We start from the raw sequence: 21,459 nt of genomic DNA, 5'->3' as shown, positions 1-21,459 counted from the left end.
GCGAGCTTGCGAGACTGTACGTAATTAATACGAAAGGAAGAGGCTTTTACCCAAATATCAATGTGACATTAGTTTGCCGATTGTTTAGGATGGCGAGAGGAAGGTCAATACTTTGGCATAAACTTAATAGCCGAAAATTATTGACGCAATATTGACGCATAAAAGCGTCAAATCATTTTTGTAACATTCCAGCGGAAGCAGGTTCGCACGCCGGCCGGAAGCCAATTGAGACACATCCCGGAGAGTTCCATGAGCACTGTCGTTGCCATCGTCAAAAGCATTGTTGGCCAAGTCATCGCAGTATCCCCGGAAGGCATCAAGCGCGTGCTGATCGAAGGCGACCGCCTGTTCGCAGGCGAGGAAGTCCTTACCGGCCCGGGCGGCGCCGTGACCCTGGAATTGGCCGACGGTCGCATGCTCGATCTGGGCCGCGACTCTCAATGGAGCGCCGATGCGCCCGACAGCAGCACCGACCTGGCCCAGGCCACTGCGCAGGCCGCACCCTCGGTCGAAGAGCTGCAACAGGCCATCGCCTCCGGCGTCGACCCGACCACCGAGCTGGAAGCGCCCGCTGCCGGCCCTGCTGCCGCAGGCGGTGGTTCGGTCGGTGGTGGCCACAGCTTCGTGCTGCTGGAAGAAACCGCAGGCGTTGTCGACCCGAGCATCGGCTTCCCCACCGGCCCCCTGGGCTTCGCCGCAGGCCTGGCAAACGAAGAAGTCGGTGGGCTGGATAGCAACAACGACACCACCACCAACAACAATCCCATTCCAACCGGCCTGAGCCTGAGCGCCACCCCTTCGATCAGCGAAGCGGGCGGCGTCATCGTCTATACCGCCACGGTTGGCCAGGCGCCGCAGAGCAACCTGACCGTCACCCTGTCCAACGGCGCGGTGATCGTGATTCCGGCTGGCCAGACCAGCGGCTCGGTCAACGTCAACATTCCTGCCAATGACACGCCGTACATCGATGGTGGCCAGATTTCCACCACCATCACCGGTACCACCGGTGGCAATGGCCTGATCGTTACGCCGAACCCGACGCCTGCGGTGACCCAGATCACCGACACGATCGATACCACCACCGCCACCCTGACCGCTTCGCCAAGCGTCACCGAAGGCGGCGTGATCACCTACACCGTGACCCTGACCAACCCGGCGCAGACGCCGGTCACCGTCACCCTGTCCAACGGCCAGACGATCACCGTCGAGGCTGGCAAGTCCAGCGGCTCGGTCGATTTCCAGACCCCGCCCAACGACGTCTACAACAATGGCAGCACGGTCAGCACCACCATCACCGGCGCCACCGGCGGCAACTTCGAGAACCTGGTGCCGAACCCGACTCCGGCACAGACCGTGATCAACGACTCGGTCGACACCACCACCGCCACCTTGACCGCTTCGCCAAGCGTCACCGAAGGCGGCGTGATCACCTACACCGTAACCTTGACCAACCCGGCACAGACGCCGGTCACCGTCACCCTGTCCAACGGCCAGACCGTCACCGTCGAAGCCGGCAAGACCAGTGGCTCGGTCGACTTCCAGACCCCAGCCAACGACGTCTTCGTCAATGGCAGCACGGTCAGCACCACCATTACCGGCGCCACCGGCGGCAACTTCGAGAACCTGGTGCCCAACCCGACCCCGGCACAGACCGTGGTCAGCGACAGCATCGATACCGTGACTGTCAGCATTGCCAGCAACGGTAACGTGACTGAAGCCCAGCAGCCGACCTTCACCGTCTCCGTAAGCCAGAAGCTCGACCACGACCTGACCGTGACTCTGAGCAATGGCGACAAAGTTACCATCACCGCAGGCCAGACCCAGGCCACCTACAGCCTGCCGGCGCAGGGTGACGACGTATTCAAGGACGCGGGCTCCGTGACCCTGGGCGTGACCGACGCCAGCGTACCGGGCAAGACGTTCGAGGATCTGAAGCTTGGTGGTGCGGCCACCGTCCAGATCAGCGACACCGAGAGCGAAGTCGTCGCGACCCTGACTGCCGACAAGACCACCGTGTCCGAAGGCGGCCAGATCACCTACACCGTCACCCTGACCAATGGTCAGGGCCTGGATGTCACTGGCCATGGCGGCCTGACCTTCACCCTTTCGGATGGCACCAAAGTCACCATCCCGGCGGGCAGTGCTACCGGCACGGTCACTATCACTGCTCCGGACGACGTCTATGTTGGCGGCCAGCCAGCGATCGTGAACAAGCTGGAAGGTGTCACTGGTGCGGATAACTTCGAAAAACTGACCTTGGGTCAGGGCGAAGTGAAAACCGATGTCACCGATGAACCGGGTACTGGTACTCCGGGTACTGGCAACGAAGGCGACAAGGTTTCGGTCACCATCGTCAGCAATGGCAATGTCACCGAAGATCAGCAGCCGTCGTTCACCGTAAAAGTGAACCAGCCACTGGACCGTCCGCTCACCGTCACTCTGAGCAATGGCGACAAGGTCACCATCGCTGCAGGCCAGACGCAGGTTGAGTACAAGGCTCCAGCTCAAGGCGATGACGTCTTCAAGGATTCCGGTTCGCTCACCATTGGCGTGACCGATGCCAGTGTTCCAGGAAAAACCTTCGAAAACCTCGAGCTGGGAAGCTCCGCCACTGTTCAGATTGCCGACACCGAAAGTGAGGTTGTCGCCACCCTGACTGCTGACAAAACCACCGTCAGCGAAGGCGGTGAGATCACCTATACCGTTACCCTGACCAACGCCCAAGGTCTGTCGGTTACTGGCCATAACGGCCTGGTCTTCACCCTCAGCGACGGCACCAAAGTGACCGTTCCGGCTGGCAGTGCCACCGGCACCATCACCATCCATGCGCCGGACGACGTGTACGTTGGCGGTCAGCCATCGATCATCAACAAGCTGGAAGGTGTTACCGGCGCGGATAACTTCGAGAAACTGACTCTGGGTCAGGGCGAAGTGAAAACCGATGTCACCGATGAGCCGGGCACTGGCACACCAGGCACCGGCAACGAAGGCGACAAGGTCTCCGTCACCATCGTTAGCAACGGCAATGTCACCGAAGATCAGCAGCCGTCGTTCACCGTAAAAGTGAACCAGCCGTTGGATCGTCCGCTCACCGTTACCTTGAGCAATGGCGACAAGGTCACCATCGCGACGGGCCAGACCCAAGTTGAATACAAGGCACCGGCCCAGGGCGATGATGTCTTCAAAGACTCGGGTTCCCTGACCGTGGGCATCAGTGACGCCACCGTCCCAGGCAAGACCTTCGAGAATCTCGAGCTGGGCGGTTCGGCAACTGTTCAAATCGCTGACACCGAAAGTGAAGTTGTCGCGACGCTGACTGCTGACAAAACCACCGTGTCTGAAGGTGGCGAGATCACCTATACCGTTACCCTGACCAACGCCCAGGGCCTTGACGTCAAAGGCCATGGCGGCCTGACCTTCACTCTGTCGGATGGCACCAAGGTGACCGTTCCGGCTGGCAGCGCTACCGGCACCATCACCATCCACGCACCGGACGACGTGTACGTCGGCGGTCAGCCGTCGATTATCAACAAGCTGGAATCAGTCACTGGTGCCGATAACTTCGAAAAACTGACTCTGGGTCAGGGCGAAGTGAAAACCGATGTCACCGATGAGCCGGGCACTGGTACTCCGGGCACCGGCAACGAAGGCGACAAGGTCTCTGTCACCATCGTCAGCAACGGCAATGTCACCGAAGATCAGCAGCCATCGTTCACTGTCAAAGTGAATCAGCCACTGGATCGTCCGCTCACCGTCACCCTGAGCAATGGCGACAAGGTCACCATCGCCGCAGGTCAGACTCAGGTTGAGTACAAGGCACCTGCACAAGGTGATGACGTCTTCAAGGATTCGGGTTCTCTGACTGTCGGCATCACCGATGCCACCGTTCCGGGTAAGACCTTCGAAAACCTCGAGCTGGGTGGCTCGGCCACTGTTCAGATCGCTGACACCGAAAGTGAAGTTGTCGCGACCCTGACTGCTGACAAAACCACTGTCAGCGAAGGCGGCGAGATCACCTATACCGTCACGCTGACCAACGCCCAAGGTCTGTCGGTTACTGGCCATAACGGCTTGGTGTTCACGCTCAGCGACGGCACCAAAGTCACCGTTCCGGCAGGCAGCGCCACCGGCACCATCACCATCCACGCGCCGGACGATGTCTACGTCGGCGGCCAGCCGTCGATCATCAACAAGCTGGAAAGTGTTACCGGCGCAGATAACTTCGAGAAGCTGACTCTGGGTCAGGGCGAAGTGAAAACCGATGTCACCGATGAACCGGGTACTGGTACTCCGGGTACTGGCAACGAAGGCGACAAGGTTTCGGTCACCATCGTCAGCAATGGCAATGTCACCGAAGATCAGCAGCCGTCGTTCACTGTCAAAGTGAATCAGCCACTGGACCGTCCGCTGACTGTCACCCTGAGCAATGGCGACAAGGTCACCATCGCTGCAGGCCAGACGCAGGTTGAGTACAAGGCTCCAGCCCAAGGTGATGACGTCTTCAAAGACTCGGGCTCCCTTACCGTTGGTATTTCCGACGCTTCCGTACCAGGTAAAACTTTCGAAAACCTGGAGCTCGGCGGCTCGGCCACTGTTCAGATCTCTGACACCGAAAGTGAAGTTGTCGCGACCCTGACTGCTGACAAAACGACTGTCAGCGAAGGCGGCGATATCACCTATACCGTCACGCTGACCAACGCCCAAGGTCTGTCGGTTACCGGCCATAACGGCTTGGTGTTCACGCTCAGCGACGGCACCAAAGTCACCGTTCCGGCAGGCAGCGCTACCGGCACCATCACCATCCACGCACCGGACGACGTGTACGTCGGTGGCCAGCCAGCGATAGTGAACAAACTGGAAGGCGTTACTGGCGCAGATAACTTCGAGAAACTGACGCTGGGTCAGGGCGAAGTGAAAACTGACGTCACCGATGAACCGGGCACTGGCACTCCGGGTACTGGCAACGAAGGCGACAAGGTTTCCGTCACCATCGTCAGCAATGGCAACGTTACCGAAGATCAGCAGCCGTCGTTCACCGTAAAAGTGAACCAGCCGCTGGATCGTCCGCTGACTGTCACCTTGAGCAATGGCGACAAAGTCACCATCGCTGCAGGCCAGACTCAGGTTGAGTACAAGGCTCCAGCCCAAGGCGATGACGTCTTCAAGGATTCCGGTTCGCTCACCATTGGGATCAGTGACGCCACCGTCCCAGGCAAGACCTTCGAGAATCTCGAGCTGGGCGGTTCGGCAACTGTTCAAATCGCTGACACCGAGAGTGAAGTTGTCGCGACGCTGACTGCTGACAAAACCACCGTCAGCGAAGGCGGTGAGATCACCTATACCGTTACCCTGACCAACGCCCAGGGCCTTGACGTCAAAGGCCATGGCGGCCTGACCTTCACTCTGTCGGATGGCACCAAGGTGACCGTTCCGGCTGGCAGCGCTACCGGCACCATCACCATCCACGCACCGGACGACGTGTACGTCGGTGGCCAGCCAGCAATCGTGAACAAGCTGGAAGGCGTTACTGGCGCAGATAACTTCGAGAAACTGACTCTGGGTCAGGGCGAAGTGAAAACTGACGTCACCGATGAACCGGGCACTGGTACTCCGGGTACTGGCAACGAAGGCGACAAGGTTTCCGTCACCATCGTCAGCAATGGCAACGTTACCGAAGATCAGCAGCCGTCGTTCACTGTCAAAGTGAACCAGCCGTTGGATCGTCCGCTGACCGTCACCTTGAGCAATGGCGACAAGGTCACCATCGCTGCGGGCCAGACCCAAGTTGAATACAAGGCACCGGCCCAGGGCGATGATGTCTTCAAAGACTCGGGCTCCCTGACCGTGGGCATCAGTGACGCCACCGTTCCGGGCAAGACCTTCGAGAACCTCGAACTCGGTGGCTCGGCCACCGTGCAGATCGCTGACACCATCAGCGAAGTAGTCGCGACCCTCAGCGCCGACAAGACCACCGTCACCGAAGGCGGCCAGGTGACCTACACCGTCACCCTGACCAACGCCCAGGGCCTGTCGGTTACCGGCCACAACGGCTTGGTGTTCACCCTGAGCGACGGCACCAAAGTCACCGTGCCGGCTGGCAGCGCCACTGGCACCTTCACCATCACCGCGAAAGACGACGTGTACGTCGGTGGCCAGCCGAACATCGTCAACAAGATCGAGTCCGTCACCGGAGGCGACAACTTCGAGAAGCTGACCCTCGGCAGCAACACCGTCACCACCTCCGTCACCGACGAACCTGGTGTGGGCACGCCGGGCTCCGGCAACCAGGGCGACAAGGTCTCGGTCACCATCGTCAGCAACGGTAACGTCACTGAAGATCAGCAACCGTCGTTCACCGTCAAAGTGAACCAGCCGCTGGATCGTCCGCTGACTGTCACCCTGAGCAATGGCGACAAGGTCACCATCGCCGCGGGCCAGACGCAGGTCGAGTACAAGGCGCCAGCCCAGGGCGATGACGTCTTCAAAGACTCGGGTTCCCTGACCGTGGGCATCAGCGACGCCACCGTTCCGGGCAAGACCTTCGAGAATCTGGAGCTCGGTGGTTCGGCCACCGTGCAGATCACCGACACCATCAGCGAAGTCGTTGCAACGCTGTCTGCTGACAAGACCACTGTCACCGAAGGCGGCCAGGTCACCTACACCGTCACCCTGACCAACGCCCAGGGCCTGTCGGTCACCGGCCACAGCGGCCTGGTGTTCACCCTCAGCGACGGCACCAAGGTCACCGTGCCGGCTGGCAGCGCCACTGGCACCTTCACCATCACCGCCAAGGACGACGTCTATGTCGGCGGCCAGGCACCGATCGTCAACAAGATCGAATCGGTCACCGGCGGCGACAACTTCGAGAAGCTGACCCTTGGCAGCAATACCGTCACCACCACCGTCACCGACGAGCCGAGCGGCCAGGGCGACCTGACCACCGTGGGCATCAGCGGCGACACGTCGGTGACCGAAGGCGACACCGCGCACTACACCCTGACCCTGACCAATCCGTCCAAGACCGAGGTCACTGTCACCCTGAGCTACAGTGGCACCGCCACCAACGGCCAGGACTACACCGGCGTGGTCACCGTGAAGATCCCGGCTGGCAGCAGCACCGCCACCTTCGACATCAAGACCATTGATGACCAACTCGTCGAGGGCTCGGAGAACTTCACCGTCCAGATCAGCGGTGTCAGCGGCGGCGGCTTCGAAAACCTGCAGGTCAACCCGAGCAAGTCGAGCGTCACCACCACGATCATCGACAACGACCACATGCCGGTATCGCCAGGCGGCGCCGTGACTGGCACCGAAGACACCGACTACGTGTTCCAGTGGGGCGACTTCAAGGTCACCGACGCCGATGGCAACACCGGCCTGGGCGTGACCATCAGCAAGCTGCCGGATCTGGGCAACCTGAAGTTCTTCAACGGCACTTCGTGGGTCGACGTGTCGCTCAACCAGACCATCAGTCAGGCCGACATCGCCGCTGGTAAGCTCAAGTTCGTGCCGCTGGCCAACCAGTCGGGCGCAGATGGCTATGGTGGCAGCGGCGTGGGCAACAAGCAGGCCGACTACGCACAGATCAAGTACAAGCCAAACGATGGCACCAACACCGGCAGCGAAGTGACCATGAAGGTCGATATCACGCCGGTCGCCGACAGGCCTGACCTGTCGATCGGCAACAACAACGTCAACTCGATCGGTCTGACCAAGGAAACCTGGAACAGCCTCAACGGCCTGGGCAACAACGGCAACGGCATCACCGGCGACCAGCTCAAGAACGTGTTCGCCAACTCCGGCAACGCCAGCAAGAGCGAGCAGGTCACCACGGTCGATACCACCGCCACCGTGACCCCGGGCACCGGCTCGAAGACCTCCGGCCTGATCTATCTGGAAGCCGGCAAGACCTACACCTTCAGCGGCACGGCCGACGACAGCCTGCAGATCGTGATCGGCGGCAAGAACGTCGCCAGCGGCACCTGGGGCAACGCTAGTGGCGCCATCACCGGCAGCTACACGCCGACCACCAGCGGCTACTACACCCTGGAGATCTACAACGCCAACCAGGCCGGCCCAGGCAGCCTGGACATCAACATCAAGGTGGGCAACGGCGCGGTCACCGACCTGAACAGCTCGACCATCCCGATGTACCCGAACCTCGGGGCGATGACCAATGCCGGCCTGACCGTTTCCGAACTGCACGGCAGCAACGGCCAGGGTTACTACGACGGCTACAAGCTCAACGAAGGTCGTGAGAATGGCGCCCCCGTCAAGCTGGTCGGCATCAACACCAACCTGACCGACACCGACGGCTCGGAAACCCTGAGCGTGAAACTCAGCGGCATCCCGGCGGGCTCGGTGATCAGCGATAACGCAGGCCATAGCCTCACCGTCGGTAGCAGCGCGGTGGACGTCACCGGCTGGAACCTGGGCAGCCTGGCAATCAAGCCACCGACCTACTACAGCGGCCAATTCGATGTGAAGGTCAGCTCCACGTCCACCGAAAGCGTTGGCGGCAGCACCGCGACCAACGAAGGCACCATCAAGGTCACGGTGTACCCGCAGACCTACAACACCAGCAACCTGACGTCGGAAGGCGACAGCTTCACCGGTACCGATGGCAACGATATCGTCGTCGCCGACGTGGTCGGCCTGCACGTGGTGCCAGGTCAGAACTACAACATCGCCTTCATCGTCGACACCTCGGGCAGCATGGGCTCGTCTGGCGTGGATGCGGCGAAGCAGTCGCTGGAGTCGGTGTTCAAGACCCTGGCCGCCAGCGTCAAGGGCGACCAGTCCGGTACCGTGAACATCCTGCTCGTGGACTTCGCCAGCCAGGTGAAATCCTCGGTCTCGGTGACCCTCAACGATGCCGGCCTGCAGACCCTGCTCAACGCCCTGAAGACGCTGAACTCCAACGGCGGCACCAACTACGAGGACGCCTTCAAGACCACCGCCAACTGGTTCCAGAACCTCCAGAATGCTGGCAACACCGGCAGCAACCAGACGTTCTTCGTCACCGACGGCAAGCCGACCTACTACCAGACCAGCGAGCGCGGCAACCCGACCCTGGGCAACACCAGCACCACGCTGGACAGCTTCCTGACGGCGAACAACTGGAAACCAGGCAATACGATCTCCAAGTACCTGGACAATACCAACTACATAACCATAGACAGCACCGGCAAGCTGACCGTACAGACCTACTCCTGGGGCGGCTGGAGCGTGACCACCAGCGGCGATGTACGTGCCGAAGGTAACGGTGGCTACGAGCTGTCCACCCGCGCCGGTAACGGCTCCGATACCACGACCGCGACCATGAACGACTCGACCGCCGCCTTCAAGCTGCTGTCGGGTCTGTCGCAGGTCGAGGCCATCGGCCTGAACAGCGATATCAAGACCAACGATCTCAAGCCGTTCGACACCGATGGCAAGCCACAGACCAACATCGACCCGAGCAAACTGGCCGAAGCCATCCTCGGTCACACTGAGGTCACCCAGCCGGGTAACGATACGGTCAACGGCGGTGACGGCAACGACATCATCTTCGGTGACCTGGTCACCTTCGACTCGGTCGCAGGTACCGGTGTCGATGCGATCCGCGGTTATGTCGCCAACAAGCTGGGCGTCGATGCGGGCGATGTAGATGCACGGGCAATGCACAAGTACGTGACCGAGCACTACACCGAGTTCGATATCTCGCGCAGCAACGACGGCAACGACACGCTGATGGGCGGTGATGGCGACGACATCATCTTCGGCCAGGGTGGCGACGACTACATCGACGGCGGTCGTGGCAACGACATCCTGCTCGGCGGCACCGGCAACGACACGCTGCTGGGCGGTGAAGGCAACGACATCCTCATTGGCGGTGCTGGCAACGACGTGCTGATCGGTGGCAAGGGTGATGACATCCTCATCGGTGGCACCGGTGCCGACACCTTCGTGTGGAAGGCCGGCGACCTGGGCAATGACGTGATCAAAGACTTCAAGGCCACCGAGGGCGACCGCCTCGACCTGCGCGACCTGCTGCAGGGCGAGAAGGCCAGCACCATCGACAACTTCCTGAAGATCACCACCGTGAACGGTGAGTCGACCCTGCAGGTCAGCACCGAAGGCAAACTCAATGCTGCCGGCGGCCTGGCCAACGCTGACGTGACCATCAAGCTCGAGGGCGTGAACTGGTCGAACACCACGATCAACTCGTTGATCAGTGGCGCCGACCCGACCATCAAGATCGACAACTCCAACAGCTGATGCCCACGCCCCGGGCGGCCTTTACCGGCCGCCGGGGGTGCGGCGCTTTCCTGCCGTCGCCTCACGGCGCATACTCGCCTGCCAGGCCCGGCAGGCCTGCTGAACTTTGCCTATGCTGCTGACAACCAAGAAGGAATCATCGTGACGAGGGTCGATGCCATGTTCTACGTGCAACGCGATGCCAACGGCCAGTTGCTGCGGGTAGAAGCAGCTGCGTTTGCCGAGCACACCGACACGCTGCCGGCCGACCATACCGAAATCCAGGAATGGTTCGCCGATGATGTCGTGGAGAACAGTCTCAAGCAGCTCAAACAGAGCGATCTGGACATGATCCGTGTGCTCGAGGACTTGATCGAGGTGTTGACCGCCAAGGGCGTGTTCAGCATCACCGACCTGCCCCCTGGTGCCCAGGCCAAACTGCTCAGCCGTTCCACCGCGCGCAAGGCGTTGGGAAGCCTGAACAACCTGATCGAAGACGATGAAGAGGGCGGGTTGATCTGAGGATCTGCGGGTACAGCGCCCTCATTTCCAGGGCGCTGGCTCTCCAACCAGTTGCCCCTGGATTCCCTGCACGCCCATCTCGCGCAGCACCTGCAGCTCCCCTTCCGTCTCCACACGTTCGGCGATCAACGGCAGGTCGATGCTGTGCGCTGCCCCCTGGATCGCTTCGATGAACAGCCGCTTGTGCCGCTCCTGGTCGATGCTGCGGATATAACCGCCATCGATCTTCAGGTACGCCAACCCAAGGTGAGCCAGGTTGCCGATCATGCTGAAGCGCCCGCCGAAGCGCTGCAGCGCCAGACCGAAACCGAGCTTGTGCAGGTGGCGGGTCAGTTTCTCCAGCTGTGCCTGCTCTGGCAGTTGCTCCTCGCCGATCTCGAAGGTCAACCTGGGCCCCAATGCCGCATGCTGCCCCAGCAGCTCGTAGACTCGCTGCAACGCCTTGGCATCGGCCAGGGTGGCGGCGGAAAGGTTCAGCGCCAGCGACTCGCCATGCTGCTGCAGATGCCGCAACACGTTCTCCAGCACCAGCAGGTCGAGCCGTGGCATCCAGCCGAAGCGCTCGAGCCAAGGCAGGAAGCGCCCGGCGGCGAGCGCCTCACCCTGTCCATCGTGCAGACGCGAAATCACCTTGAAGTGCAGGACACGCTCTGGCGCCTGGCAATCCACCACGGGCTGGAAGAACAGTTCGAACTGTCCCTTGTCCAGCGCCTGGTCAAGGCGTGAATGCCAGGCGTGATGGCTGTCGGCAGCCTGGGCCGCGGCGCCCTGCTCCAGGCAGACCCAGCCCGGTTCCGGTTGGCTCTCGGCCCGTGCCAGCGCCTCGTCTGCCAGCTTCAACAATGCTTGCGGTGCATCCCCAGGGCTGAACGGCGCCAACCCGATACAGGCCACCGGGTCGACATCGCTGGCCCCCGTCACATGCAGGCTCTGCAAGGTCGCCTCAAGGGCCTGTGCCAGTTGCACTGCCTCCTCATGCACCATCCCCGGCGCCAGTACGGCAAACTCGCCACCGCGGCTGCGGGTGATCAAGTCCTTGGTTTCCGGATAGCTGGCGCATGTGCGCCGCAACTGCTCGCCCACCGCCTGCAGCAACTGGTCGGTGCGCTGGCCGCCCAGGCGGGCGTTGAGGCCGGCCAGGTCCTGCACCCGCAGCAACAGCAGGTAACCGGCTCGGGCCTCTTCGAGGTTGCTGACACGCGTGTTCAACTGCATTTCGAAGTAGCGCCGGTTGGCCAGCCCCGTGAGGCTGTCCTGGTACGACTCGCTGCGCAGCTTTTCGCTGCGCTCGGCCTGTTCGGTGAACAGTGCCTTGAGCTTCTCGACCATCTGGTTCATCGCCTGTACCACCCGACGCAGTTCTGGCGTACGCGGCAGCTCGGGCAGGCTGAGGAATTCACGGCGGGCGATGGCGTGGGACTGCGCCACCATGTAGTCCAGCGGCCGCAGTTGGCGGCGCAACAGCAGTGCGCCCAGCACCGCACTCACCACCCCGCACAGCAGCAACCAGCCAAGGCTGCCCAGGGCGCTCTGCCAGAGCTTGGCCAGGGCGAACATCGGGTGGCTGATCACCTCGACGCGCGCAGCCTGCTGCCAACCCCGGCTGACAATGGCATCGCCGCCGGCCGGCTCCAGCCCGATCAGGCCGATGAACCAGCGTGGCACGCCATTGCTGTCTGGTTCGGCATGGCGCTCGACGAGGACGGCGTTGGAGTCCAGGTCGATGACCTTGATGCTCGAGTAATAACCGCTGTCGAAGATCGAGCTGACCATCAGCTCGACCATCGCCGGATCATCGATGTTCGGTGTGAGCGACAAGGCCAGCGCCGTCGCCGCATCCTGGGCGTGGGAGCGCAGCTGGTTGACGTACTGGCTGCGCGAACTCTCCAGGCTGAACATGAAGCTGCCGCTGAAGGCGATGGTCAGGAGCAGGCATATGGCAAGCAGCAATTGTTTGAACAGTGACATCTGTGCTCCTCAATAAACCGGTTCGGCCGGGAACCCTTCGGCCTGCATTTTCTTCAGCACGTCCTGCCAGCGTGACAGGCGCTTGGTGTCGCCGACCTTCTTGTTGCCCCCGGCGCCGGTCAGCCACAGACCTTCGCCGTTGAAGGCATAGACTGGCAGCAGGTCGTTGCGCTGGCTGGCCGGCTTGATCGCGTCCATCAGGCTGTCGAGCACCAGCGGCTGGGCCTGTGGGCTTGAATAATAGGTCAGGACCATGTGCGCCCGGTTCAGGCGCAACGCCTTGACGTAGGTGATGCGCAGTTTTTCGGCGGGCACACCCATGCGGCGCAGGCTGAAATACTTGGCGATGGCGTAGTCCTCGCAATCGCCGGCACCCTTGATCAGCGACTGGACCGGCGTGGCCCAGTAATCGACCTCATGCCACAGGTCGATGTCCTCGACATAGCGCAGCTGCTTGTTGAAGAACAGGTTGACCACCTGCAGTTTGTCCAGTTCGCTGCCCTGGTTCTGCGTGGCCATCAGGTTCTGCCAGGCGTCGATACGCCCCTGCCCTGCACCAAGCGGGCCGTACAGCTGTTGCGCGCGGCGGCTGATCTGGGCGAAATCCCAATCCGCATGCAGGCCGCCCAGCAGCAGGCAGCCAAGCAGCACGGCGAGGCCGAGGCGACGCACGGCCAAATTGAGCATTCCAGGTATCGCCACTGCGAACACCCATCCAGACCAGTCCAAAGCAGCGATGGTGCGGCTTGCCGGGGGAAAAGACAATGGCACCTTACAATCACGGTGCGCGTGAAAAAGCGTAGGAGGTTACGATCATCGAGCCAGGAAAAGTCCGACTTCCTTTGCTCGATGACTTCATTCACGATAGCCGCATTCCATCGGCCGCAGGCACCGTCACCGCGGTTTGACAAGCCATCACCCCGCTGACTAGGGTTATTGGATCCAATCATCGCAATCATCGAGGCAGACTCCGCGTGGCCGAGAAAACCAGACTCCTCAGCTCCGTGCTGGGTAACGAGCAGGTGCCAGCGCACCTTGCCCGCAGCGTGATCGAAGAGCGTCTGCGCAGCGCTATTGTCGATGGGCGGCTGCCTCCCGGCACCGCCTTGCGCCAGCAGGAGCTCGCCGGCCTGTTCGGGGTCAGCCGCATGCCAGTGCGCGAGGCGCTGCGCCAGCTCGAGGCGCAATCGCTGCTCAAGGTGGTGATGCACAAGGGCGCCGTGGTCGCACCGCTGATCGGCGAAGATGCCGTCGACACCTATGGCCTGCGCGTTCTGCTCGAGACCGAAGCGCTGCGCCAGTCGATTCCCCACCTGGACGCTAGCGACATCGCCCTCGCCCGCAACTACATCCAGCAACTGGAGAACGAGACACGCCACGCGGAGATCGGCCGCCTCAACCGCCTGTTCCACATGACGCTGTACAGCAAGGCGCACAACCACAAGTTGCTGCGCATGATCGAGATCGAGCTCAACGAAGAGGAGCGCTTCCTGCGCTTCCACCTGTCGTCGATGGGCCTGGGCAAGCTGACTCAGGACGACCACATCGCACTGGTGGACGCTGCCAGCGACAAGTTGGTGGACCAGGCCATCGACGTGCTGGAAAGGCACCTCAATACGGCATCACGTACCATCAGGAACTACCTGAACAGCCAAGCCGGCAAATGAATCACCCGCTGACATAGCCAAAAGCCGTGTCAGCCATGAAGCTCCGGCACCGAACGGAGCGAAGGACAGACAGTGCACGTCCAGAAACCACCGGCACCAGAGCACTCCGGGCAACCCTCGAGAATCCGTCTGATCTGCCTCGCCTGTAGCCAGGAGCACCTGGAGCAATATCGCGCCTGGTCCCATGCCTTGAGCGACCATATCGAACTGATAGCAGTGGATGTTCGACGCCATGCCGAATGCAGCCCGTGCGACCCGCTGCAAGGCCCCTCTCCCCTGGCCCGAACCGTGGCCAAGCACCTGCATCCTTACCTCGAAGGGCCCCATGCCATGTTTGGCCAGCGCCTGGGAGCCCACATGGCGTTCGAGCTGGCACAACTGGCGGAACGCGAGTACCCCGGGCAGACCCGCCATTTGTTTGTTTCCAGCTGTGACAGCCCAAGGGTGGCAGAACCCGATGCCAGCGCGAATGCCATACGGTTACCGGTGACGGTCCTCTACCCACCTGGAGCCCTCCCCGAAATGCTTGGCTGGCACGCCTTCGTCCGGCGCGAACTGGAGCTCATCGAGTTGCCCGACCATAGGGTCGACAAGTCGTATCAAGACCAAAGACTCGTGAGAATCTTCAACACGCATCTTGGCTTATTGAGCCTCTGAGCAGGCTACTCCCCCTCTTGAAGGCGTTGTTTCCCCTGATGCGCTGCCAATGACCATGGCAGCGCGAGTCGTTTGAGCCCACTCTAGTCGCGCTGCGACTGCCGATCGTCCGTCCCGGGCCCGGTCGCATGCCTTCCATTTACCCGCAGAAGGAGCCCGACACCGGGGCAAGGGCCGCGTGGCGATCAGCCGCCCCTCAACAGTGGAACATCCTCGTACTTCCATTCACCAGTGCTTCGAGTGAGGCATTCACTCAACTTTTTTTCTGATGACTAATTATCGGAAGGGGCCTGTCTTGCCAAAATAAAACACTTCAAATGTTTTATTCAGCACACTATTGCTCGAAACTTTTCAATTATTAAAATATTTCAAAAAACATTTGCGGCAAACTTTGATGTTGTTCTAACTTTTATATCGCCGACACCCGACACGGCTTGACTACGTACGCGCCAGACGAATCAAGGGGCGGCCACCATCACCGAGACTGTTCAGCCATCGAGTACCTGTCGAGGACCCCGTTCGCCCGGCGTATTTCAGCGGCTGCAACTTATCGGGAAAACATGCCAACTTTCACACAATGGATATCAACCATGAGCACATTGAAGCGCACACTTTCCAGTCATAAATCCACGCTCGCCCAACACCCGCTCTTCTCAGAAATCGACACTATTGAAACCTTGCAACGTTTCATGGAAACCCATGTTTTCGCGGTGTGGGACTTCATGTCGCTGACCAAGCGCCTGCAACGGGAACTGACCTGCGTAAGCCTGCCCTGGCTACCACCGGTGGACCCCGCCGCCGCCCGCCTGATCAACGAGATCGTGCTCGGCGAAGAATCTGATGACTGCCTGCAGCACGGCCACTACAGCCACTTCGAACTGTATCTGGACGCCATGCGCGAAGTGGGTGCCAGCACCCAGGCCATCGAGCGCTTCGTCCATCTGCAACAACAGGGCCTCGACTACGCCACTGCCCTGCAGCGCTGTGGCGCCAGCGAGGCCGCCAGGCACTTCGTCGGTGACACTCTCGAGGTGGCACTCAACGCACCTGCCCATCGCGTGGCAGCCGCCTTCCTGCATGGCCGCGAAAGCGTCATCCCGGCGATGTTCCAGCAGATCCTCGACGAATGGGGCATCGACCAGGCGCAGGCCCCGACCTTCCGCTATTACCTGCAGCGCCACATCGAGGTCGACGCCGAAGACCACGGCCCGGCCGCCGAAGCATTGCTGGCACGCTTGGTGAACGATGACCCGCAACGTCAACACGAGGTGTACGAAGCCGCCATCGCCGCGGTCCAGAGCCGCACCGCGCTGTGGGACCGTCTGCGCGCCTCGCTGCAGGTCACCGCCAGCGAGGTCACGCCATGAACGCGCTCGATTACCGCTCCTTCGCCGACAGCTGGGAGGAGCGTGCCACCATCCGTACTCGCCCGCGGCGGCGGCTCGAGGACGACCAGCGTCTGATCTACCCCCTCAGCCGCCAACCCTTGGTACTCAGCGCCACCTTCCAACGGGCTTGCCCGCACCTGCGTGATTTCGTGCTGGTGCAGAGTCTCTACAAGTTCATCAACGACGTGGTGATCTTCGAGACCGAGATCGTCGACCGCACGGCCCGGCGGATTGCCAAGGACCGCTTCACCGTGCGCTTTCCCTTCGCCTGCCGCTATGACGCCATGACCGTGGTGGTCGACGAGGACTACCACGCGCTGGTGGCCATGGACTTCCTGCAGCAGACCATCGCCCTGACCGGCCTCGAGCCGATCGCCCTGCCCACCGAGATCGAACTCAGCCGTGCGATCCCTACCGCACTGGCACGGGTGCCGGAAACGCTGCGGGACGCTCTTGAGCTGATCTGCGTCGGCATTGCCGAAAACACCCTGACCGACGATGTCGCCGCCTTCGCCCGCGACGACACGGTCAAGCCCTCGGTGAAGGGGCTGATGGCCGATCACCTGCTCGACGAAGGTCGGCATTCGAGCTTCTGGGCGCGGCTGACGCGCATCTATTGGCAAGCCGCGCCCGAGGTCGATCGCCAGATGATCGCCCAGGTGCTGCCCGTGTTCCTGGGCCAGTACCTGACCAACGACATCCAGCAGGCCTTCGACTTCAACCTGATCGAGGCCTTGCCAGTCAGCGAAACGCTGCGCCAGTCGCTGCGCGAGGAAGTGCTCGGCCTGGCCTACCCGATCAACCACCAGCATCCGTTGCTGGGCAACATCCTGCGCTTCTTCCGCAGCAGCTCGATGCTCGAGTCGCCCTGCGTGCAGGAAGCCCTGCGCGGCTACCTGCCCTGAGGAGATCCGCATGCGACGTCTCGACATACTGATGGTCGGCCACAGCCTTGCGCTGCGCAGCCTGGCCCGAATACTCGACGAGCAGGGCCACGCCACCCTGCTGGCCGATTCACCCTCGATGCTACGCCAGGCCTTGGCCAGCCATCACTCTCTGGTTCTGGAGGACGGCAGCCTGGTGCTGTGCACCAGTGACTGGGCACACCTGGGGCAAACGCCGTTGCTCAGGGTGCGCCTGGGCGCCAGCCACGCCGACACCCTGCCACACCTGGAACTGCTGTGCTGGTGCGCCAGTGCCACGGCTGCGCGCCTGATCAGCCGCGTACCGCTGGTCGCGCCCATCTCGGGCAATGGCCAGCAACTACGTGAAGATGCGGTGCGAGCTTTGGAGGAGTTGGTCACCCGGCAGGTCGCGTACCTCGCCCGCGACCCTCAGCATCTGAACGAAGCGTGCGCCGTCGAGCCCGGCTTGCAAACGCGTGAGCACGGTCTGGATTGGCTGCAAACGCTGGCCTACCGACATCCGTTCAACCGCTCTCAACGCACAGACCTGCTGGTAAGCAGCGAAGTCGGCTTGATGGAGGGCCTGGACCAAGCTCTGCGCCAACACGCACGGCAACCGGCGCTGAACCGCGATGGCCAGCGCAGCAGCTATCACGACTTGCACGCACTGAGCGCGGCCTTGCAACGGGCACTGCTGCCGTTACTGCCTGATCAGGACGATAAGCAAGTGGTGGTGGGCGTCTGCCTGGCCAAGTCGCCAGCACTCTACGCCAGCGTGTTGGCGATATTGGGTTGCGGCGCAATCTACCTGCCACTGGACCCGACGACACCCACAGAACGTCGTCAACGCATTCTGCAGGATGCTGGCGCCCGGGTCCTGCTGCATGACGGCCAGCCACAGGCCGAGTTGGCCCTGCTGGATGTGCGCACGCTGCAGGTGCCCACTGACAGCTGCCTGCCCTCGCTGGTCCTGCGGCCCGAGACAGCAGACCGGGCCTGCGTGGCGATCTATACCTCAGGCACCACCGGTCAGCCGAAAGGCGTGCTGCTCAGCCAGCGTAACCTCACCCACTTCATCGCCTGGTATCGCGAGCATGTCGCACTGGATGCGCACAGCCGGGTGCTGCAGTTCTCAACCATCGGCTTTGACGCCTCGCTGCTGGATATCCTGCCGACCTTCGCCTGCGGCGCGGAACTGGTCATGCCCAGCGATGACCAGCGCCGCGATCCCCAGCAACTGGTGCAACTTATCCACAGCCAGGCGGTGAGCCATGCGTTTCTGCCGCCAGCGCTGTTGAGCATCCTCCCGCATGACAGGCCGCTTGGCCTGCGCCACCTGATCACCGGGGGCGATGTCTGCGAGCCCCAGGTCATCGCGCGGTACAGCGAACAATGCCGGATGCACAACATCTATGGCCCTACCGAAACCACGGTATTGGCGACGACTCGCGTCTGCGCTGCCGGGGACAGTAATCGCAACCTGGGGGTGCCAATCGCCAATACCCAGGTACTGATCCTGGACGACGACTTGCAGCCGGTCACTCAGGAGACACCCGGAGAGCTGTACATCTGCGGCCCGGGGGTCGGGTTGGGGTATCTGAACAATCCGGAACTGACCGCCGAGCGTTTCGTCGTACTCGACCTGCCCGATGGCCGTTCGCTGAGCACCTACCGTACAGGTGATATTGGCAAATGGACCGCACAGGGCATCGAGCTGTGCGGGCGACGCGACAATCAGGTGAAGATCCGTGGGTTTCGCGTAGAGCCGGAAGAAATCGAGCACTGCCTGCGCAACAGCGGCCTGTATGCACAGATCGCGGTGGTGATCGATGCCCAACGCCGCGTCCTGGCTTTCGCCGCGCAACCGACGTGTGATGCGGCCGACACTGGATTGCGTGAGCATGCTGAGCGGCATCTGCCCGACTACATGCGTCCGGTGTTCTACCAGGTATTGGAGCAAATGCCCTACACCGCCAACGGCAAAGTCGACCGCCAGGCGTTGCGGGCGCATCCACTGACCTTGCCAGCGGCACAGCGGCTAGCACCCAGCACACCGACCGAGCAGCGTCTGCTCGGGCTCTGGAGTGAGCTGTTGGAACTGGCCCAGTCGGATATTTCCGTCGACGACAGCTTCTTCAGTCTGGGCGGGCATTCGATCCTGCTATCGCGGCTGCTGCTGGAGGTGCGCCAGGCCTTCGGCCGCGGCGTGGCGATCAACCGCTTCATCGAACAGCCGACGCTACAGCGCCTGGGTGCGCTGCTCGACGGTGACGGTAACTCCCTGGAGACTTCGCTCCAACGCCTGGAGCAGGACGCCAACCGTGACCTGGACCTGCAGGTACTGCCTCTGCAGGCCATGGGCGATGTGCACAAGGTTATCGTCACGGGCGCCAACAGCTTTCTCGGCGTACATCTGGTCGAAGCACTGCTCGACTGGGGGGCCACGGAGGTGGCGTGCCTGGTACGTAGCAGCGCAACCCAGAGTGCCACTGAACGCTTCAGACAGGCGTTGGCAGACAATCAGCTAAGCCTTGATGACAAGCGCGTACGGGTATTCGACGCGGACCTGCGCCGCCCTCGGCTGGGGCTGAGCGAAGCGGACTACGACGATCTCGACCTGAACTACGGCGCACTGCTGCACAACGCTGCCCAGGTCAATCACGTACTCGATTACCAGGCCTTGGTCAGCGACAACATCGAACCGCTGTTCGAATGCCTGCGCCTGTGTGAAGGGCGACGCAAGAAGGTCTTCAACTTCGTCTCGACGCTGTCCGCTTGCAGCGCAATGGACAGCGACGGCCGCGTGCTGGAGCAAGGCCCCGCGCCGACTCCGCCAATCTACATCCGCAACGGCTACAACCTGAGTAAATGGGTCGGCGAACGTATCCTCCAGCGGGCACGTGAAGCAGGGGTACGGGTGAATCTGTTCCGTCCCGGCAATATCAGCTTCGACAGCCGCAACGGCGTGTGCCAGCCCCAACGCAATCGCTTGATGCTGATGCTCAAGGGCTCACTGCAGCTGGGCCAGGTACCACGGCTGGAGATCGATTTCGACCTCATGCCGGTGGACTTCCTGGCCCGCTTCATCGCCTTTCACAGCAGCAGGCACCAACCCGCGCAGTGCGTCTTCAACCTGCACAACCCCGAACCGCTGCGTTGGCAAGACTACCTGGCCGCATTCCGCGAGCAGGGCCACCGCTTCGAGCTGGTCGAGGTGGAGCAGTGGCAAGGCCAGCTGAGGCGGGTAGATCGCGACAACGCGCTGTTCGATGTCCTGGGCTTTTACCTCGACGGCTTCGAGGAGGACATCGGCGATATCTCCAGCATCGAGCACGGCAATGCCCGCGAGGGTGTTCGGCGCATGGGCGCCCGCTACCCGGCCAAGGATACGCAGTTGCTGCGCCGCGGCTGCCGCTACCTGAGCGCTATCGGCTTTCTCTGATTCCTTCGTTCATTCACAACAGGAGCAACATCGCATGCAAACACTCAAACCCGACACGCTGGTCCGTAATCCACAAGGCTGCCTGGTGGTATCCAGCGTGGACATTGCAGCCCCGGCGGCGGCTGCATGGAACATCGTCGGCAACTTCGCCGGCTTCCCGGTGTTCATTCCCGCCTTGGCCCATATCGAGATGACCGGAAGCGGAGTGCGTTCGGTGCGCAAGAAACTGTTCAAGGATGGCAATGTGGTCATCGAGCAGTTGAACTCGCGAGACGAGCAAACAATGCAGATGACCTGGAGCCTGATCTACACCAGCCTGAATATCGGCAACCTGTGGGCTGCGATGCAGGTCGAGGCGCTGGATGCGCATCGCAGCCGTGCGGTCTGGACTATCCAGGCCGAACCCTGGGAAGGCGGCCCGGAGGCATTGCCAGGCTTCCAGGCATTTCTCCAGGGCTTTGCCGATGAGGCGATGGCGAACGTGCGCAATCTACTGAGCTGAAGGCGATAACCCGAGCCGCTGTTGTGGGATCTGCGCTGACCGCAGCAGCGGTTTTTCTTGGGCACCAGAAAGACAAAACCCCTACCTGCTCACGCAGATAGGGGTTTTGCGAAATGAATCTTGACGATGACCTACTCTCACATGGGGAAACCCCACACTACCATCGGCG

Annotated in this window: 10 protein-coding genes; 8 read left to right on the top strand and 2 right to left on the bottom strand. The window is 61.7% G+C overall.

From position 1 onward, the window contains the following. The first annotated feature begins 249 nt into the window (after positions 1-249). Both AC2CGW_RS19650 and AC2CGW_RS19645 read left to right on the top strand, forming a co-directional pair. A complete protein-coding gene (locus tag AC2CGW_RS19650) occupies positions 250-10,260 on the top strand; it encodes a retention module-containing protein (protein WP_484574470.1) in 10,011 nt (3,336 codons plus the stop codon). Positions 10,261-10,419: 159 nt separating this feature from the next. Further along, positions 10,420-10,761 carry a tryptophan synthase subunit beta gene (locus AC2CGW_RS19645; protein ID WP_186670455.1) on the top strand — a complete coding sequence of 114 codons (342 nt, stop codon included), beginning with the start codon at positions 10,420-10,422 and terminating at the stop codon, positions 10,759-10,761. 21 nt (positions 10,762-10,782) lie between these two features. Here the strand turns inward: AC2CGW_RS19645 and lapD are convergent, their stop codons facing one another. Then, entirely contained in the window at positions 10,783-12,729 is a 1,947-nt protein-coding gene (lapD, locus tag AC2CGW_RS19640) for a cyclic di-GMP receptor LapD (RefSeq protein WP_484574469.1), read from the bottom strand. Between the two features lie 9 nt (positions 12,730-12,738). Further along, a complete protein-coding gene (gene lapG, locus AC2CGW_RS19635) occupies positions 12,739-13,500 on the bottom strand; it encodes a cysteine protease LapG (protein ID WP_186711566.1) in 762 nt (253 codons plus the stop codon). Between the two features lie 203 nt (positions 13,501-13,703). Here lapG and AC2CGW_RS19630 point away from each other — a divergent pair, with 203 nt between their 5' ends. From AC2CGW_RS19630 to AC2CGW_RS19605, 6 genes are all read left to right on the top strand, one after another. Further along, positions 13,704-14,396 carry a GntR family transcriptional regulator gene (locus AC2CGW_RS19630; protein ID WP_186670444.1) on the top strand — a complete coding sequence of 231 codons (693 nt, stop codon included), beginning with the start codon at positions 13,704-13,706 and terminating at the stop codon, positions 14,394-14,396. 72 nt (positions 14,397-14,468) lie between these two features. Next, positions 14,469-15,053: a thioesterase domain-containing protein gene (locus AC2CGW_RS19625; RefSeq protein WP_484574468.1), complete on the top strand. Its 585-nt coding sequence runs from the start codon at positions 14,469-14,471 to the stop codon at positions 15,051-15,053. Positions 15,054-15,643: 590 nt separating this feature from the next. Further along, positions 15,644-16,420 carry a DUF3050 domain-containing protein gene (locus tag AC2CGW_RS19620; protein ID WP_484574467.1) on the top strand — a complete coding sequence of 259 codons (777 nt, stop codon included), beginning with the start codon at positions 15,644-15,646 and terminating at the stop codon, positions 16,418-16,420. Then, positions 16,417-17,346 carry a diiron oxygenase gene (locus AC2CGW_RS19615; protein ID WP_426352972.1) on the top strand — a complete coding sequence of 310 codons (930 nt, stop codon included), beginning with the start codon at positions 16,417-16,419 and terminating at the stop codon, positions 17,344-17,346. The genes AC2CGW_RS19620 and AC2CGW_RS19615 overlap by 4 nt, the downstream gene beginning before the upstream one ends. Positions 17,347-17,356: 10 nt before the next feature. Continuing rightward, a complete protein-coding gene (locus tag AC2CGW_RS19610; protein WP_484574466.1) occupies positions 17,357-20,788 on the top strand; it encodes an amino acid adenylation domain-containing protein in 3,432 nt (1,143 codons plus the stop codon). 34 nt (positions 20,789-20,822) lie between these two features. Continuing rightward, on the top strand, positions 20,823-21,290 hold the full coding sequence (locus AC2CGW_RS19605) for an SRPBCC family protein (protein WP_426352974.1): 468 nt from the start codon (positions 20,823-20,825) through the stop codon (positions 21,288-21,290). Positions 21,291-21,459 lie beyond the last annotated feature (169 nt).

The organism is Pseudomonas sp. SYWMCR5 (assembly GCF_057197165.1).
This window is presented reverse-complemented; position numbering and strand designations above follow the sequence as displayed.

Excerpts from the sequence above, each read along its gene's own strand:
- AC2CGW_RS19645 (WP_186670455.1), top strand. The coding sequence starts at position 10,420 with ATGTTCTACGTGCAACGCGATGCCAACGGCCAGTTGCTGCGGGTAGAA.
- AC2CGW_RS19615 (WP_426352972.1), top strand. The coding sequence starts at position 16,417 with ATGAACGCGCTCGATTACCGCTCCTTCGCCGACAGCTGGGAGGAGCGT.
- AC2CGW_RS19605 (WP_426352974.1), top strand. The coding sequence starts at position 20,823 with ATGCAAACACTCAAACCCGACACGCTGGTCCGTAATCCACAAGGCTGC.
- lapD (WP_484574469.1), bottom strand. The coding sequence starts at position 12,729 with ATGTCACTGTTCAAACAATTGCTGCTTGCCATATGCCTGCTCCTGACC.
- AC2CGW_RS19620 (WP_484574467.1), top strand. The coding sequence starts at position 15,644 with ATGAGCACATTGAAGCGCACACTTTCCAGTCATAAATCCACGCTCGCC.
- AC2CGW_RS19650 (WP_484574470.1), top strand. The coding sequence starts at position 250 with ATGAGCACTGTCGTTGCCATCGTCAAAAGCATTGTTGGCCAAGTCATC.
- AC2CGW_RS19610 (WP_484574466.1), top strand. The coding sequence starts at position 17,357 with ATGCGACGTCTCGACATACTGATGGTCGGCCACAGCCTTGCGCTGCGC.